The 16,482-nt window shown below is 45.9% G+C and carries 16 protein-coding genes; 7 read left to right on the forward strand and 9 right to left on the reverse strand.

Going from position 1 to position 16,482, the window contains the following annotated elements; genetic code table 11:
• The first annotated feature begins 32 nt into the window (after positions 1-32).
• Entirely contained in the window at positions 33-530 is a 498-nt protein-coding gene (tpx, locus tag QWZ07_RS21865; protein ID WP_009848186.1) for a thiol peroxidase, read from the forward strand.
• A 135-nt stretch (positions 531-665) separates the two neighbouring features.
• Here tpx and uvrD read toward each other — a convergent pair whose 3' ends face one another.
• Positions 666-2,840, reverse strand: a complete 2,175-nt coding sequence (gene uvrD / locus QWZ07_RS21870; protein ID WP_009848185.1) for a DNA helicase II — start codon at positions 2,838-2,840, stop codon at positions 666-668.
• Positions 2,841-3,103: 263 nt separating this feature from the next.
• Here uvrD and QWZ07_RS21875 point away from each other — a divergent pair, with 263 nt between their 5' ends.
• From QWZ07_RS21875 to QWZ07_RS21890, 4 genes are all read left to right on the forward strand, one after another.
• Positions 3,104-3,364, forward strand: coding sequence for a BufA1 family periplasmic bufferin-type metallophore (locus QWZ07_RS21875; RefSeq protein ID WP_004736650.1), 261 nt, complete (start codon positions 3,104-3,106; stop codon positions 3,362-3,364).
• Positions 3,365-3,428: 64 nt separating this feature from the next.
• Positions 3,429-4,289 carry an MNIO family bufferin maturase gene (bufB, locus tag QWZ07_RS21880; RefSeq protein WP_192854231.1) on the forward strand — a complete coding sequence of 287 codons (861 nt, stop codon included), beginning with the start codon at positions 3,429-3,431 and terminating at the stop codon, positions 4,287-4,289.
• The gene (locus QWZ07_RS21885; protein WP_192854230.1) at positions 4,286-5,053 is read left to right on the forward strand and encodes an HvfC/BufC N-terminal domain-containing protein; all 768 of its coding nucleotides are present in this window, start codon (positions 4,286-4,288) and stop codon (positions 5,051-5,053) included. Before bufB ends, QWZ07_RS21885 begins: the two co-directional genes overlap by 4 nt.
• Before the next feature lies 1 nt (position 5,054).
• Positions 5,055-5,513, forward strand: coding sequence for a DoxX family protein (locus QWZ07_RS21890; protein WP_016787601.1), 459 nt, complete (start codon positions 5,055-5,057; stop codon positions 5,511-5,513).
• Between the two features lie 68 nt (positions 5,514-5,581).
• Here QWZ07_RS21890 and tsrA read toward each other — a convergent pair whose 3' ends face one another.
• Positions 5,582-5,863: an H-NS-like global regulator TsrA gene (tsrA, locus tag QWZ07_RS21895; protein WP_016787602.1), complete on the reverse strand. Its 282-nt coding sequence runs from the start codon at positions 5,861-5,863 to the stop codon at positions 5,582-5,584.
• A gap of 102 nt (positions 5,864-5,965) precedes the next feature.
• Positions 5,966-7,165 carry a multidrug effflux MFS transporter gene (locus QWZ07_RS21900; RefSeq protein ID WP_026012368.1) on the reverse strand — a complete coding sequence of 400 codons (1,200 nt, stop codon included), beginning with the start codon at positions 7,163-7,165 and terminating at the stop codon, positions 5,966-5,968.
• A gap of 101 nt (positions 7,166-7,266) precedes the next feature.
• Here QWZ07_RS21900 and QWZ07_RS21905 point away from each other — a divergent pair, with 101 nt between their 5' ends.
• Together QWZ07_RS21905 and QWZ07_RS21910 are read left to right on the forward strand one after the other, a co-directional pair.
• A complete protein-coding gene (locus tag QWZ07_RS21905) occupies positions 7,267-8,208 on the forward strand; it encodes a LysR substrate-binding domain-containing protein (RefSeq protein WP_065112053.1) in 942 nt (313 codons plus the stop codon).
• 122 nt (positions 8,209-8,330) lie between these two features.
• Positions 8,331-10,121, forward strand: a complete 1,791-nt coding sequence (locus tag QWZ07_RS21910; protein WP_192854229.1) for an aminopeptidase P family protein — start codon at positions 8,331-8,333, stop codon at positions 10,119-10,121.
• Positions 10,122-10,276: 155 nt separating this feature from the next.
• Here QWZ07_RS21910 and thiH read toward each other — a convergent pair whose 3' ends face one another.
• From thiH to thiC, 6 genes are read right to left on the reverse strand one after another with little or no spacing between them, the layout of a single operon-like run.
• Positions 10,277-11,404 carry a 2-iminoacetate synthase ThiH gene (thiH, locus tag QWZ07_RS21915; RefSeq protein WP_065679807.1) on the reverse strand — a complete coding sequence of 376 codons (1,128 nt, stop codon included), beginning with the start codon at positions 11,402-11,404 and terminating at the stop codon, positions 10,277-10,279.
• Between the two features lie 7 nt (positions 11,405-11,411).
• Complete coding sequence (locus tag QWZ07_RS21920) at positions 11,412-12,176, reverse strand: thiazole synthase (RefSeq protein WP_192854228.1); 765 nt, start codon at positions 12,174-12,176, stop codon at positions 11,412-11,414.
• 2 nt (positions 12,177-12,178) lie between these two features.
• Positions 12,179-12,388, reverse strand: coding sequence for a sulfur carrier protein ThiS (gene thiS / locus QWZ07_RS21925; protein ID WP_010440653.1), 210 nt, complete (start codon positions 12,386-12,388; stop codon positions 12,179-12,181).
• Positions 12,385-13,167 carry a HesA/MoeB/ThiF family protein gene (locus tag QWZ07_RS21930; RefSeq protein ID WP_192854227.1) on the reverse strand — a complete coding sequence of 261 codons (783 nt, stop codon included), beginning with the start codon at positions 13,165-13,167 and terminating at the stop codon, positions 12,385-12,387. The genes thiS and QWZ07_RS21930 overlap by 4 nt, the downstream gene beginning before the upstream one ends.
• Positions 13,157-14,449, reverse strand: coding sequence for a thiamine phosphate synthase (locus QWZ07_RS21935; protein ID WP_192854226.1), 1,293 nt, complete (start codon positions 14,447-14,449; stop codon positions 13,157-13,159). The genes QWZ07_RS21930 and QWZ07_RS21935 overlap by 11 nt, the downstream gene beginning before the upstream one ends.
• Positions 14,449-16,398, reverse strand: coding sequence for a phosphomethylpyrimidine synthase ThiC (thiC, locus tag QWZ07_RS21940; protein ID WP_192854225.1), 1,950 nt, complete (start codon positions 16,396-16,398; stop codon positions 14,449-14,451). The genes QWZ07_RS21935 and thiC overlap by 1 nt, the downstream gene beginning before the upstream one ends.
• Between the last annotated feature and the right edge of the window lie 84 nt (positions 16,399-16,482).

A 16,482-nucleotide genomic window follows, 5' to 3' on the forward strand; every position in this document is an offset into this window, starting at 1 on the left:
TTCATAACCATAATTAAACTAAGGACAAATTCATGTCACACGTTACCTTCAAAGGCGCTGCTGTACCGCTAACAGGCACATTCCCACAAACAGGTGAAAAGTCACCAAGCTTTGCACTGACTGCAGGCGATCTTTCTGAACTGACTCTTGCTTCTCTTGAAGGCAAGAAAGTAGTTCTAAACATCTTCCCAAGCATCGACACAGCAACTTGTGCGACGAGCGTACGCACGTTCAACGCAAAAGCGGCAGAGCTTGAGAACACGGTTGTTGTTTGTATTTCTGCTGACCTACCATTTGCTGCGGGTCGCTTCTGCGAACTAGAAGGCATTGAAGGCGTTCAACACGCCTCAACTTTCCGTTCTCCTGCATTCGCATCAGACTACGGCGTAGCGATCGCTGAAGGCCCACTATCAGGCCTAACAACACGTGCCGTTGTCGTTGTTGATGAAAAAGGTGTGGTAACACACAGCGAGTTGGTTGCAGAGATCACTGAAGAACCAAACTACGAAGCGGCACTTGCAGCACTGTAAGTCTGACTTTGAGGCAGCAATGCCTTAAGCTCGTATTAACCTAATAGAGGTCAGTACAAAGCAATAAAAAGAGCAGCCATTGGCTGCTCTTTTAGTTTTTAATAATGAACGATTTTTAGATGCCGAAGTAGCAGATTAAAGCTGCTCTAATCGAGCGTAAGCCGTTACTAACCACTTAATCCCTTCACCATTGAACGCAACTTGAACTCGGCTTTGTGGGCCGCTTCCTTCGAAGTTGATGATGGTACCTTCACCAAACTTAGGGTGTTTAACGCGAGAGCCCAAACTAAAGCCTGTTTCGTTAAAGTTCTCTTTCACGGCGGTTTGGCTAAAGCGACCACTGCTTGCAGGGCGGCTCACTTGCGCTTTCATACGCACTTCATCCAGACATGTCTCTGGTAGCTCACGAATAAAACGAGATGGCTTGTGATACTTGTCTTGACCGTACAAGCGACGCATTTCAGCGTAAGTGATATAGAGCTTCTCCATCGCACGGGTCATGCCGACGTAACACAGACGACGTTCTTCTTCTAAACGCCCCGCTTCTTCTGCCGACATCTGGCTTGGGAACATACCTTCTTCAACGCCAACCATGAATACCATTGGGAACTCTAGGCCTTTGGCACTGTGCAAAGTCATGAGCTGAACCGCATCATCAAATTCATCAGCCTGACCCTCACCCGCTTCCAAAGCCGCATGAGTCAAGAATGCCGTTAGCATGCTCATTTCATCCGCTTCTTCTGGTTTTTCAAACTGACGCGTTGCCGTTACCAATTCTTCCAAGTTCTCAATACGAGCCTTCGACTTTTCGCCTTTCTCTTGCTCGTACATCGCAAACAAGCCCGACGATTTGATTACGTGGTCGGTTTGCTCATGAAGTCTCAGTTCTATGGTGTCATCTTCAAGTGCATTGATAAGCTCAATAAAGCGGCTCAATGCACCCGCAGCACGGCCGGGTAGCACTTGCTCTTCTATCAAAGCAACACTGGCTTCCCACATGGTTGCACCACGATCACGCGCTGCAAGACGAATCGTTTCTAAGGTTTTATCACCCAAACCACGCGTAGGCGTATTGACGACACGTTCAAACGCCGCATCATTGCTGCGGTTACTCATTAAACGCAGGTAGCTCAAAGCATCTCTGATTTCCTGACGCTCGAAGAATCGCATGCCACCGTAGATTCGGTAAGGCAGACCACCTTGGATAAGCGCTTCTTCAAGCACACGAGATTGGGCGTTATTACGATAAAGCATCGCGGTATCTTCTAACGCACCGCCTTTCTCTTGCCACTCTTTGATTTTGCTGACCGTGAAACGCGCTTCATCTAACTCGTTATAAGCAGAGTAAACAGAGATTGGCTCGCCATCGTTGCCATCAGTCCACAGCTCTTTACCCATACGCTCAGTATTGTTCGAGATAAGTTCGTTAGACGCCTGAAGAATGGTTTTGGTTGAACGGTAGTTTTGTTCGAGTCGAACCGTTGAAGCGCCTGGGAATTCATCCAAGAACTTCTGAATATTTTCAATTTTAGCACCACGCCAACCATAGATAGATTGGTCATCATCACCCACGATCATCACGCGACAATCCGGGCCTGCCATCATACGTAACCAAGCGTATTGGATGTTGTTGGTATCTTGAAATTCGTCGACAAGAATATGTTTAAAGCGAGCTTGGTAGTGCTCGCGGATGTGTTTTTTATCGCGCAATAGTTCATGCGATCGCAACAAGATTTCAGCAAAATCGACCAAGCCAGCACGATCACATGCCTCTTGGTAAGCAGAGTAAATCTTTAACCACGTTTGAGTTATTGGATCATGGTAGGCGTCAATGTGACTTGGGCGTAGCCCTTCGTCTTTCTTGCCATTGATCCACCAAGAAGCTTGCTTGGCAGGCCACTGCTTTTCATCAAGGTTTTGCGCCTTGATTAAGCGACGCAGCAAACGAATCTGATCATCTGAATCAATGATCTGGAAGTCTTCTGGCAGTTTTGCATCTAGGTAGTGAGCACGAAGGATGCGGTGACAGATACCGTGGAAGGTGCCGTTCCACATGCCCGACGAGCTACCCATCATCAACTCTTCAATACGACCACGCATCTCTGCTGCCGCTTTGTTAGTGAAGGTAACCGACATGATAGAGAACGGTGATGCTTGCTCTACGCTTTGTAACCAAGCGATACGATGCACCAACACTCGCGTTTTACCACTGCCAGCACCTGCCAGAATAAGTAGGTTTTCTAAAGGTGCTGCGACCGCCTCACGTTGTTTGTCGTTTAGGCCATCGAGTAAAAGCGAAGGATCTATCATTGGATATGCTCACTACTGGGTATTTATACATAAAAGTTGATTATAACCTAAACACTAGGCTGCGTTTAGGATAATAAGAAGAAAAAACATTCAAAAAATAACATCATATAATCAGTAACTTAAAAGGTAATACGTCATTAATATTGATATTTCTTATAATGTCGTGAAATTATTTCCTGGTTCTTCCTATCCTTTTTAGTAAGCAAGTTAACAATCCATTAACCTGCGATATAAAATACTATTAAGTCCTAGAGGGAATGACTATGAAAAATTCTAATCTTGCTGTTACAGCTGCAATCACAAGTGTACTAGCGTTCGGCGGTGCAGTTCTTACATCAGCACCTGCTGAAGCAGCGGCAAAAGAAAAATGCTACGGTGTGGCAAAAGCTGGCCAAAATGATTGTGCAACCAAAACAAGTTCATGTGCAGGTACAGCAAAAGAAGACAACCAATCCGATGCATTCGTAGTCGTACCTAAAGGGCTGTGTGGCAAATTATCAGGTGGTAACACTCAATCATCATAATTGAGCTGCTTAGCATGGTGAGCTGACATTCAGCTCACCTCCACTTCTTATTAGGAGAATCGTTGTGACTCAAACTCTTCACCCCAACACAGGGGTTGGCCTTAGAACACCGCACTTGGACTTCTTTAGCCAAAACCCAGCCTTAGTGAGTTGGTTAGAGGTGCACAGCGAGAACTACTTTTTAACTCAATCACCGCAACGTCAACAACTCCGAGAAATTCGTAACGCCCACAACATCAGTTGCCACGGTGTGGGTTTGTCTCTCGGTTCTGTTGAGCGCATCAACCCAAATCACTTACTACAGCTGAAAGAACTCATTGATGACATCGAGCCGTTCTTGGTTTCTGACCATCTCAGCTGGAGTCAAACCGGCGGTCATTACTTCAATGACTTGCTACCGCTGCCTTACACAGAAGAAGCGTTAGAAATCTTCTGTCGTAATGTCATCGAGGTTCAAGACAGCCTGCAACGCCCTATGTTGATTGAGAACCCATCGAGCTACCTAGCCTTCAAGCATTCAACCATCCCAGAGTGGGAATTTTTGGCTGAGGTACAGAAGCGCACCGAGTGTCGCCTCTTACTCGATTTCAATAATATTTTTGTCTCATCTTTTAATCATGGTTTCAGTTGTGAAGAGTACTTAAGCGGAATTCCTGCAGACAAAGTGGAAGAGATTCACTTGGCAGGTTTTACCAAAAAGAAGCTTGAACAAGGTGAGATCTGGATAGACACCCACAGTAAACCTGTCTGTGACGAAGTGTGGAAACTCTACACTGACTGGATAGCACAACATGGTTTGCGCCATACCTTAATTGAGTGGGATCTAGATATCCCAGAGCCACAAGTTTTATTGGCTGAAGCAACCAAAGCCAGCGACATTTTGTATCAACACGACAAATTCAACCAAAGGAGTCGCGCATCATGAGCCACTCCCTAGCTAATGTTCAATCAGAGTTTGCGAACGCGTTACGCTATCAAAACAATGGTGAGCACTGCGACATAGTGAGCAACCATTTTACCGATGAACAGCGAATCCAGATTTACCGTAATAACTTTGTGATCAGCTTGAGCGAAGTACTGGCAGCTACCTACCCACTCACTGAAATGCTGGTTGGTGAAGAGTGCTTCCAACAGATGGCTCGTCAACATGTCTTAAGTTATCCATCGACTTCTGGTGATGTCAGCGGTTATGGGGAACACTTTGAACAGACTATCCAAGCTTTTCCTGCCGTTATTGAGGCTGCACCTTATCTCGCTGAAGTGGCTTTGTATGAATGGCAAAAAGATAGCTTGGTGAGATGTGTTTCAGAATCACATGTCGACCAACGTCCCCTTTCTTGTTTAGCTGATGTGCCACAAGAGCAGCAAGGCGCTTTAGTCTTTCATCTCAAAGGTTCAATAACGCTAGTCAATTCTAGCTATACGATGATCGCGCTTGAGCAAGCTATCTATCAGCAACGACTCGACGGGTTAGACATCAACCAACCTGAATTTGGGGTGTTAATCCGAGCTGAGAATTCACAGATTGAGAGTCATTTTTTGACAGAAGAATGCCACCAACTATTAACTGAATTGCAATCGGGTCAAACGCTCGCTGAGATTGACCCTTCATTACTACAACATCTGAATACTGTCATGGCGCTTAACGTCATCTCAGGTTTTTCAATCGATGCCGAATTGGAGACATAATATGGATAACAACACAGTCACGAACATGATGGCTCAATACGACAATTTGATTGAGAAATCACAGGCACTTTTTGTTCCAGTGCTTCTGCTATTTTGTCGCCTTTGGGTGGCATGGGTATTCTTTAATTCTGGGCTGACTAAAATAGCAACTTGGGATAGCACTCTGTACTTGTTTGAATTGGAATACCAAGTCCCACTGTTACCTTGGGAGTTAGCGGCCTATATGGGTACTGCCGCTGAATTGATTCTGCCAGTATTCTTAGCACTTGGTTTATTAACACGACCTATGGCTGCAGCACTATTCGTTTTCAATATCATGGCCGTCGTGTCATACCCTGTATTGTGGGCGCAAGGCTTCTACGATCATCAGCTTTGGGGATTAATGATTCTTATCGTCGTTGTATGGGGCGCAGGACCATTTTCATTGGATAGAATCTTGAAGAAGCAATTCAGCAACTAGTCCTCATCGCAAATCCAAAAACGCAAAAAACCACTCAAATGAGTGGTTTCTTTTTAACTGGTGAAAAACTACTTGCTCAGAAAAGCTTGTAATTCCTCAGCTGAAATACCTTGCTCTGCCAGCTCTTTTGCTAGTAGCTGAACTTGTTCACCTTTACGAGATTCAACTACGCGTTGAAATTGGTAAATGATATCTCGCAAAGTGTCGATTGGAACTTGTTTTGCCGCACTGCGAATACGCTCTTCACTTTGGTTTCCTAGCTCTTTAAGCAATTTACCAAACATGACCTTTTCAGGTGCATCTTCCATTTGTTCTAAGATGCGCGCCATTTCGTAGGTTGTTAATGACATTACAGTATTTTCCGTTGGGGACTAACGTTTCAATGAGTGACAAATATACCATGTTTTAACGTTTCGCAAACCGCCATTTGTATATTTTGTCACCCTTGAGACTTATGCCTTAGCAAACGTCGTGTGCCACGACTTACCTGCTTTGCTCGCAAGCACTAACAATGCAGGAACAATAAGGAACATTTGCAGCGCAATCATCACTTGCGATGTTAAATCAAGGCGCTGCATGGTACCAACCAGTAACCCTGAACCACTCATTTGGAACAAACCAAGCAACGCAGCTGCGGTACCCGCACGGTCACCGAAAGGTTCAAGTGCCTTACCGGCTGCAGCACCAAGAATCCAAGCAAAACCAACTGAAGACAAGAAGATTGGCAGCATGAATGCGATCGCACTAGCATGGTCAGCAAGTACCAACATAATGACGCCAGCCAGACCCAATGTTGAGATACCTACAACTAACGCCTTATATGTACCAAAACGGTCCATGAACTTCGGAGCAGTGAATGCAGCCGTGATGTTGATAACCGCGTTAATACCAAACCAGAAGGTAAATTCGTTCATCGTCAAACCTAGATTTTCCATCAACACAACAGGTGCAGAGGTAACGTAAGCAAGGATGACTGCCATAGCCATCAAGCACAATGTCGCATGGAAGATGAATGATGGTGTTTTCAATACCGACCAGTAACGCTCAAGTTTGAACACCGCGACCTTTTCTGTCGCTGGATTAGACTCTTTCATTTGAAAAAACAAAATGGTGCCAACCACGACAGCGAACACAGCCATGAAGCTGAAGTTCGAGCGCCAGCCAAACTGTTGAGTTAACCAAGCACCCAGAATCGGTGCTAATGCAGGAATAAAGCAAATGGCACCATTGAGGTAACTGATCATACGGCCGCTCTTCTCAGGGCCAAATAGATCGCGAACCGTCGCAAAGGCTGCTACAGAAGTCGCACAAGCTCCTAAGCCTTGTAGCAGCCGAGCTATTAGCATCATATCAATCGATTGAGCTGCCCACGCCAAGCAAGCACTCAATGCATAGATACTAACACCTCCCAATGCAACGGTTCGACGTCCTAGCTTATCAGCCAAAGGGCCTGCAAATAATTGCCCGACACCCATGGCGAATAAAAACCAAGTAATCGTATCTTGTGCTAGTGCGTGTTCCACGTGAAACGCTGTTGAAATTTGTGGCAGAGCTGGAAGATAAATATCTATAGCCAGAGGGCTAAATAGAACCAGCATTGCCAATAAAGCAACCTGCAGTTTACTAGGGGTTGGAAGCGCGTTAGAAGGCACAAGATTCTCCGAATGAGTTAATTTAGGTGCATAATAACCAACTAAAGATATGAACAAAAATGGCATATACTCATTAGCATTATTCCAAATAGGAAACTCACATGAATATCGAGAAACTATCACGCCTCGACCTCAATCTATTGGTTTGCTTACAGGTGCTGATGGAAGAGCTGAGTGTCACTCGCACTGCGCATCGATTATGCTTGAGCCAGTCAGCGGTGAGTAAGTCGCTAGCCAAGCTTCGTGAGCAATTTAATGATCCCCTTTTTACGCGAAGTGCTCATGGCCTACGACCGACACCTAAGGCTGTATTTCTCAAGCCTCGATTAGAAACGCTGATCAATCAACTTGATGTACTTACCCAGCCAGAGACATTCATTCCCAACAACAGCGACCACAGTTTTCATATTGCTGCCGTTGAGAGTGTTTACCCACTGATTCTTCCTCACTTCTTACCGGCGATATTTCGACAAGCACCTAAGGTCAATATCAACACACACGCGTGGACAGAACAAACCTTTAAGAAGCTGCAACTTGGTGAACTAGATATCGGACTCACTGGCAAAGACATCGACATCAACGATGCGCGTTTAACTATGCTGCCGCCAGACGACATTTGCGAACAAGAGATCTACCGCGACGCACAGATGTGTGTGCTAAGACGCAACCACCCTGCTCTGAGTGGTAAATGGGATTTAGAAACCTACCTTGCGCAGCGTCATGTACAAGTAAGGTGTGATGGTAACGACCGCTGGCTGCTCGACTACAAACTGGCTGATCTTGGTTACCAACGTGATATCGCGATTTCTGTTCCAGACTTCAATAGCGCCGCAAGCCTGTGTACTTACACCGACTTTGTGTTTACCGCACCAAGCCACTTTACTTACCTCGTCGCTAAGCAACTCGACTTAGTGGTTGTTCCTTTACCAATGGAATTCCCACCGATGGCATACACTCTGTTTTGGCACCGTGACAGAGAAAATGACCCAGCCTTAACTTGGTTGCGAGATATCATCAAAGAAAAAACTCTGCACCTTAGATAAAAATGGCGTACAGCGTTTGCAGCAAACGAACAAAAGCGCTAGCTTATTGACCTAATAAGTCCCCTCGCATGTATATCGACTGTGAGTGTTAACAAGGACCCTAACAATAAGGATAAACACAGATGCACAATATCACTGCTGAACGCGTTGCTGCGGTTCGAGCTTGGCTTGAAACAAGCAACCTAGATGCCGTTATTATTCCACACGAAGACGAATATCTAGGTGAATACGTTCCCGCTCATAACGAGCGACTTCACTGGTTAACAGGTTTCACTGGCTCTGCAGGTGCCGCTGTTATCACTCGTGAAACTGCTGCTATTTTTGTAGATGGTCGCTACACCGTTCAGGTTCGTAAGCAGGTACCAGCAGAGTTATTTGAGTATCGCCACCTTATTGAAGAACCGGCTTTAGATTGGATCATCAATTCATTGCCGCAAGGCAGTAAGGTTGCATTCGACCCACGCATGCACACCGCTGCTTGGTTGAAAGGCGCACAAGCAAAACTAGCGGAGAAAGTTGAACTAACGACACTCTCTTCTAATCCAATTGATGAACTTTGGTCTGATCGCCCTGAACCTGTCGTGTCTGATGTTCGCCTAATGGCAACAGATGCCGTTGGTCAATCAAGTGAAAGCAAACGTGCGGAGATTGCTGGCTTACTAAAAGCAAAAGGTGCGGACGCCGCTATCCTTACCGAGCTAGACTCAATCTGTTGGTTGCTTAACATTCGTGGCTTGGACGTATCTCGCCTACCTGTTGTACTGTCTAATGCAATCATTCACGCTGATGAAAGCGTCGATTTCTTCCTAGACCCAGCACGCATCCCAGCAGGCTTTGAAGCACACGTTGGTAATGGTATTCGCGTTTCTCACCCATCAGAGCTTGAAGCGCGCCTTCAGTCTTTAGAAGGTAACAATGTGTCTGTCGATTCAGGCACGAGTAATGCTTGGTACACGCTGGTTCTGCAAAACGCTGGCGCTCACATCATTGAAGCAGCAGACCCATGCCTAATGCCAAAAGCTGCTAAAAACGCAACTGAGATTGCAGGTATGAAAGCGTGTCACATTCGAGATGGCGTGGCGATGGCGAAATTCCTGTCTTGGATTGATGCAGAAGTCGCGCAAGGTAACCTGCACAACGAAGCGGTACTAGCAGACAAAGTACAATCATTCCGCGAGCAAGACCCGACGCTGATGGATCTAAGTTTTGACACCATTTCTGCGGCAGGCGGCAACGCTGCAATGTGTCACTACAACCATGAGAATCAACCTGAACCAGGTCAGTTAGAAATGAATACTCTGTACCTAGTCGATTCAGGCGGCCAGTATCTAGATGGCACAACAGACATCACGCGTACTATCGCGATTGGCCAACCAAGTGACGAAATGATTCAGCAGTTCACTCTCGCACTGAAAGGTCATATCGGCATCGCACGAGCTCGTTTCCCACAAGGCACTCGTGGTTTCCAACTTGATATCCTAGCGCGTCAGCACTTATGGGCAGAAGGCTTCGATTACGACCACGGTACTGGTCACGGTGTTGGTCACTTCCTAAGTGTTCATGAAGGACCGCAAAGCATCTCTAAGAAGCTTATCGACGTGCCTCTTGTTGTAGGTATGGTGTTATCAAACGAGCCGGGTTACTACCGTGCTGATGAATTTGGTATCCGTATCGAGAACCTAGAACTGGTGGTTGAGCTGCCAACTCAAGGTGATTTTTCAGTACTAACGTTTGAGTCGCTAACTCGTTGTCCTATCGATAAGCGCAACATCAATGTTGATTTGCTAACACGACCTGAACTGGCGTGGCTGAACGACTACCATCAGAAGGTATGGAACGACGTTAGCCCACTAGTTGAAGGTGATACATTGGAATGGTTACGCCAATCAACAACACCACTTGCTCACGCTTAACGCTTCACTAAGCTGTTAGCTGAACCAAAACGAGCTTGCTCGGTTAATAAGTTAAATAGCAAATAGCAAATAGCAAAACGGCTACCCAAAGGTAGCCGTTTTTATTTGCCTGTATCATTACGATGTTTCACGTGGAACATCGACCAATATGTTGATTAACCAGAATAGGCACTGTGCCAGTCTCGCCACACTGGGTCGAAACCTCGCTGACGAATCATTGACTCAACATCGGCAGCACTTCTCTCGTCGCTTATCTCAAATTGCTCAAGCTCTTCTTCACCAGAAGCATAACCACCAGGTTGGGTTTTAGAAGCCGCCGACATACTCGTGATCCCCAATGGCAACACATTGTCGCGAAAGGTTGCCGATTCGCGAGTAGAAAGGGATAGCTCGACCTCGGGATTCAAGAGTCGATATGCGCAGATAAGCTGAACCAATTGTTTGTCGTTCATGACTGATTTAGGCTGTAATCCTCCACTAGAGTCTCCACCCTCACACGGACGAAGACGCGGGAATGAAATTGAATAGCGAGTCTGCCAATAAGTGCGCTCTAGGTAATCTAAGTGAGCAGCAACAAAAAAGCAGTCGGTTCGCCAATCTTCCAAACCAATCAAGGCACCAATCCCTATCTTATCGATCCCTGCCTTTGCCAAGCGATCAGGGGTTTCAAGACGATATTCAAAATCCATTTTATTACCACGTAGATGATGCTCAGCGTAGGTCCTTGGTTGATAAGTCTCTTGATAAACCATCACCGCATCTAAACCAAGCGTTTTAAGTTCTGCGTAATCTTGTTGGTCAAGCGGCTGCACTTCCATCGCAAGGTAGTTGAATTGCTTTTTGATATTCGGCAACACCTGTCGAAAGTAATTCATCCCGACCTTAGTTTCATGCTCACCGGTCACCAACAATACACTATCGAATTTCATCTTTTTGATGGCCGCACTTTCGGCATCAATTTCATCCAAAGTAAGCGTGCGGCGCTTGATACGGTTCTCCATTGAGAAGCCACAATACGTACACGCATTAGCGCACAGGTTAGATAGGTATAAAGGAATATAAAGCGACATCGTATTGCCAAATCGCTTGCGAGTTAGTGCCAACGATTGTTGTGCCATCTGCTCTAAGTAAGGTTCTGCCGCCGGAGAGATCAGAGCCTTAAAGTCTTCTAAGTCGCGTTTGGGTTTACTCAGAGCACGTTCAACATCCGCTGCCGTTTTACTGAAGATAGACATACCAATGTCATCCCAGTTGAGCTGTTTAAATCGATCAACAAACGTCATAGCAATACTACTCGTCTAGGAATGAAGTTAACGGGCTCGAAGCAACCGCGTGAGATACTTTTCCTGCAAGTCCAGCAAGGTAAGCCATTCGACCCGCCTCAACTGCCAACTTAAACGCAATTGCCATTTCAACCGGCTGTTGAGAAGCAGCAATTGCGGTATTCACTAACACAGCGTCTGCGCCCATTTCCATTGCACGAGCAGCATGAGATGGCGCACCAATCCCCGCATCAACAATCACAGGGACATTCGCTTGGTCGATAATGATCTCTAAGAAGTCTGCAGACGCAATACCCTTATTTGAACCAATCGGCGCACCTAACGGCATAACCGCCGCACAACCCACCTCTTCCAAGTGTTTACACAATACTGGGTCGGCATGGCAGTAAGGCAACACAACAAAGCCATCTTTGACCAGTTGCTCAGCGGCTTTAAGCGTTTCAATTGGGTCTGGCATCAAATACTTTGGATCCGGATGAATCTCAAGCTTTAGCCAGTTAGTACCTAGTGCTTCACGAGCCAAGTGTGCTGCGAAAATTGCATCCTTCGCGTTCTTCGCACCAGAGGTATTCGGAAGTAGATTAACGCCAGCGTCAATAATTGGCTGTAAAATATCATCTTGCTCAGAACGAATATCGACTCTCTTTAGTGCCATGGTCGCCAGTTGAGAACCTGACGCTTCGATAGCACTCGCCATCAAATGCTTATTTGCGAACTTGCCGGTTCCAGTGAACAGACGTGATTGAAACGTTTTATCTGCGATGGTTAACATGGTTAGCCCCCTGCAATAGCTTGGAAAAGAGATATAGCGTCGCCTTCATTAACGACCGTTTGTTGCCACTGGCTACGCGGGACAACCGCATTATTGATAGCAAATACACAACCTAGATCAGGTAATGCTAGAACTTGGATAATGTCCGCTAGAGACGACGAGTGTGCTACTTGTTCTGATTGTTCGTTTATCGAGATCGTTATATGGCTCATTGGATATCTTCTTCTAAATGCTTAACTACAGACGCACTGCACACAGGACATTCACTATCTTGAGTGAGCATAAGGTTTTGCCAATTCATCGTCTGGCCATCGAACAGTTTGAGTTGGTGTGTTGCGGCCTGAAACTCACCACGAGTTAGACGTTGAATAGCAGCCAAAGCTTGAAGGTTACCTATGGTGCCAACAACTGGGCCTATGATGCCGCTATCGCTACAACGAGTCGTTTGTGGATGATGTCTGAACGGGAACAAGCAGTGATAGCACCCTTTCTGATTCTGATAATCAAATACAACAAACTGGCCTTTCCAGCCAATTGCAGAACCAGAAATCAAAGGGGTCTTCGTGCTGAAACATGCTTGGTTAACCTGCTGGCGTGACTCGAAGTTGTCAGTACAATCCAACACTAAGTCAGCTAGCATCACTTCAAGCTCAAGCTGACTTTCACTCATTCGTTGATTGATGGTTCTTACTTGGCTGCGACCATTGAGCTCACTCAGTTGTTGCTTCAACGCTTCAACCTTAGGCGAACCTAACTGACTTTCCCTGAACGCGACCTGTCGTTGCAGGTTCGATGAATCGACACAATCATCATCAACCAGCACGATCTTTCCAACACCAGAAGCAGCTAGATAAAGAGCCGCGGCATTACCTAAGCCACCACAACCAATCAACAACACATGACTATTTAGTAAGTTGCGTTGCCCTTGCTCACCCACTTCAGGCAACGCAATTTGTCGTTGATAACGAATGAATTCAAAGTCACTCAGCATAGCTAGGCTCCTGTATAACCTCTTCCTTAAGAGTTGGAGATTTAGGTGCCATCAGTTTTTTGAAAAATTCGATCACTTTCTGCGGGTCTTCCGCCAATGTAATCGCACGTACCACCGCCAAACTCGATACCCCACACTCCCACACCTGCTCAGCTGTCGATTGGTCAATACCGCCAATAGCAACCGTCGGATAACCAGTGAGTTGGTCTGTGTATGGGATAGTATCAATCAGCTGTTGATACAGAGATAAACGAACTAAACCTTGAGGCTTTGATGGCATCTGTTTAGTTGTTGTTGGGAAGATATGCCCTAGCGCAATATAGCTTGGGTTGATTTGAACAATGCGGAGCAACTCGTAATAGCCATGAGTCGAGAGACCGATCTTGATACCTGCTTGGCTCAACTGTGAGAGGTTTGACTCTTCAATATCCTCTTGCCCCAAATGAACACCAAATGCGTCATGCTTGAGTGCAAGCTGCCAATAGTCATTGATAAAAACCTGAGCGTTATACTCTCGACCAAGCTCGATTGATCGCGCAACTTGTTGTTCTAAGTCCGCTTGCTGCGGGTTTTTAATACGTAGTTGAACAGTGTTGATTCCAAGCTTGAGCAACCTTTCGATCCACTCAACATCATCAACCACAGGGTATAGCCCTAGGCTACTCTTGCTCAATTCAGGGAACGAAAGTGATGCTCCTTGGTGCGCCCAACCAACACTAATATCCAGTCGCTCATCTTCCAAAACTGGAACTGGAAAGTTTTGGTAATGTGCTGGCCATGTTCCACGTGAAACATTGGACGATGCGCGAGCTAGAACCAGTGCATCTTCTAATGGGAATTCCAGCGCCAACAAAGAAAGTAACCAAGCGAAGTGACCACGACTATCTAACTCCTGATGAGTTGTAGTGTCACTCTTGATAGCACGATTAGCATCCCGGTATGACCAGATATCCAGTACAGCTGAATCATCTGAGACACCGACATAGATGGTATTCGGAGTTTGTGTAAAGGCGTCACAAACGTCAGTTAGCGCGACTGAATTACTGTAATCAACAACATGGTTCAGTTCCGCCAACTGACACTCCGCCAATGAATCAACATCATGAGCAAAGCCAATAGATAATGCCTGTTGAGCATCAACGATAAAGAAGTATTGAGTTGGGCTTACACCCAACTCAACTGCATCAGTTGCTAAACCTTGTCGTTTAGCAACCAATAGACAGTTTTGAACCTCCCCCGTTAACTCTATGTATTGAGATGGGATGAGAATATTCACTGTCATTATTCCTCTAATTGAGCTTCTTTTACGCCTACAGCAGGGTGATAAAGTTCAGAGCCAGTATCACGGAACTCTTGTGATTTTTGACGCATTCCCTCCAACGGGTTACCTAGCATCTTAATCTCGATAGCCTGATCCGCGGCTACTTGTTCAGTGTCTTTCGCATACTCTCGAACTTCTTGAGAAATCTTCATCGAGCAGAACTTAGGTCCACACATAGAGCAGAAGTGAGCAACCTTGCCCGACTCTTGTGGCAGGGTTTCATCGTGGAAAGAACGTGCTGTTTCCGGATCTAAAGCTAGATTAAATTGGTCTTCCCAACGGAATTCAAAACGTGCTTTAGACAATGCATTATCTCGGATTTGTGCACCAGGATGACCTTTTGCCAAGTCTGCAGCATGTGCTGCCAGTTTGTAAGTAATCAGGCCGGTCTTCACATCTTCTTTATTTGGTAAGCCTAAATGCTCTTTAGGGGTTACATAACAAAGCATCGCACAACCGTACCAACCAATCATCGCCGCGCCAATTCCAGATGTAATGTGGTCATAACCCGGAGCGATATCTGTAGTCAGCGGGCCTAATGTATAGAAAGGCGCTTCATGGCAGTGCTCTAGCTGCTCGTCCATGTTTTCCTTAATAAGGTGCATAGGTACATGTCCAGGGCCTTCAATGATCACCTGAACATCATATTCCCAAGCCACTTTAGTCAGCTCACCTAGAGTACGTAACTCCGAGAATTGAGCCTCATCGTTGGCATCTGCAATAGAGCCTGGACGCAAGCCATCACCTAATGACAGAGCAACGTCGTACTTCGCACAGATCTCGCAGATCTCGCGGAAGTGAGTATAAAGGAAGCTCTCTTGGTGATGAGCAAGACACCATTTCGCGATAATAGAACCACCACGAGAAACAATGCCGGTGACACGTTTAGCCGTCATCGGAACGTAGCGAAGCAACAAACCTGCGTGGATAGTGAAGTAATCAACACCCTGCTCTGCTTGTTCAATCAAAGTATCGCGCATCACTTCCCAGTTAAGATCTTCCGCAACGCCATTCACTTTTTCAAGGGCTTGATACATAGGAACCGTACCGATTGGTACTGGGCTATTACGCAGGATCCACTCACGAGTCTCGTGAATATTACGCCCTGTGGAAAGGTCCATTACGGTATCGCCACCCCAACGGGTTGACCATACTAGCTTCTCAACTTCTTCTTCAATCGAAGAGCTTACTGAAGAGTTACCGATATTAGCGTTCACCTTCACTAAGAAGTTACGACCAATAACCATCGGTTCTGATTCTGGGTGGTTGATGTTTGAAGGGATAATAGCTCGACCTTCAGCAACCTCTTTACGCACGAACTCAGGGGTAATTTCTTTTGGCAGGTTTGCGCCAAAGTTATGGCCAGGATGTTGGTGGTTAAGCTGCTCATCAGCAAACTTCTGACGCCCCATGTTCTCACGTATAGCAATGTACTCCATCTCAGGAGTGATAATTCCCTGACGAGCATAGTGCAGCTGAGTAACACATTGATCGCCAGTCGCGCGACGAATTCTAGGTAGGTTGCCGTAACGAAGGTCGTCTAGAGTTTCATCTTCTAAACGTTCTTTAGTGTAAACAGAGCTTACATCGTCTAACAGTTCCGTATCACCACGCTCATCAATCCATTGCTCACGCAACTTAGGAAGGCCGCTATACAGGTCTATTTGATGTGTGGGGTCAGTGTAAACACCTGAGGTATCGTAAACTTGAATGGGTACATTAGGTTCGAATACAGGCTCTTTTTTGGTACCACCGACAAGGCTATCAGCGAGTGATATTTCTCGTACAGGGACTTGAATATCTTCTCGAGATCCTTGGATGTAAGCTTTTTTGGAATTTGGATAAGGTTGTACGGATAAAGAATCGATGAAATTCTTCGCTTCCAGTCTTGCTTGTTTACGACTCGACATAGCATTTTTCCTTGGCCTTTAGCCATTATTTATAGGGATAAAAATGCTTGACGGATTAGATGCTACAAGAGGGATCACGGTAAG

Origin of the sequence: Vibrio lentus (assembly GCF_030409755.1) — a bacterium.
Taxonomy (GTDB): Bacteria; Pseudomonadota; Gammaproteobacteria; order Enterobacterales; family Vibrionaceae; genus Vibrio; species Vibrio lentus.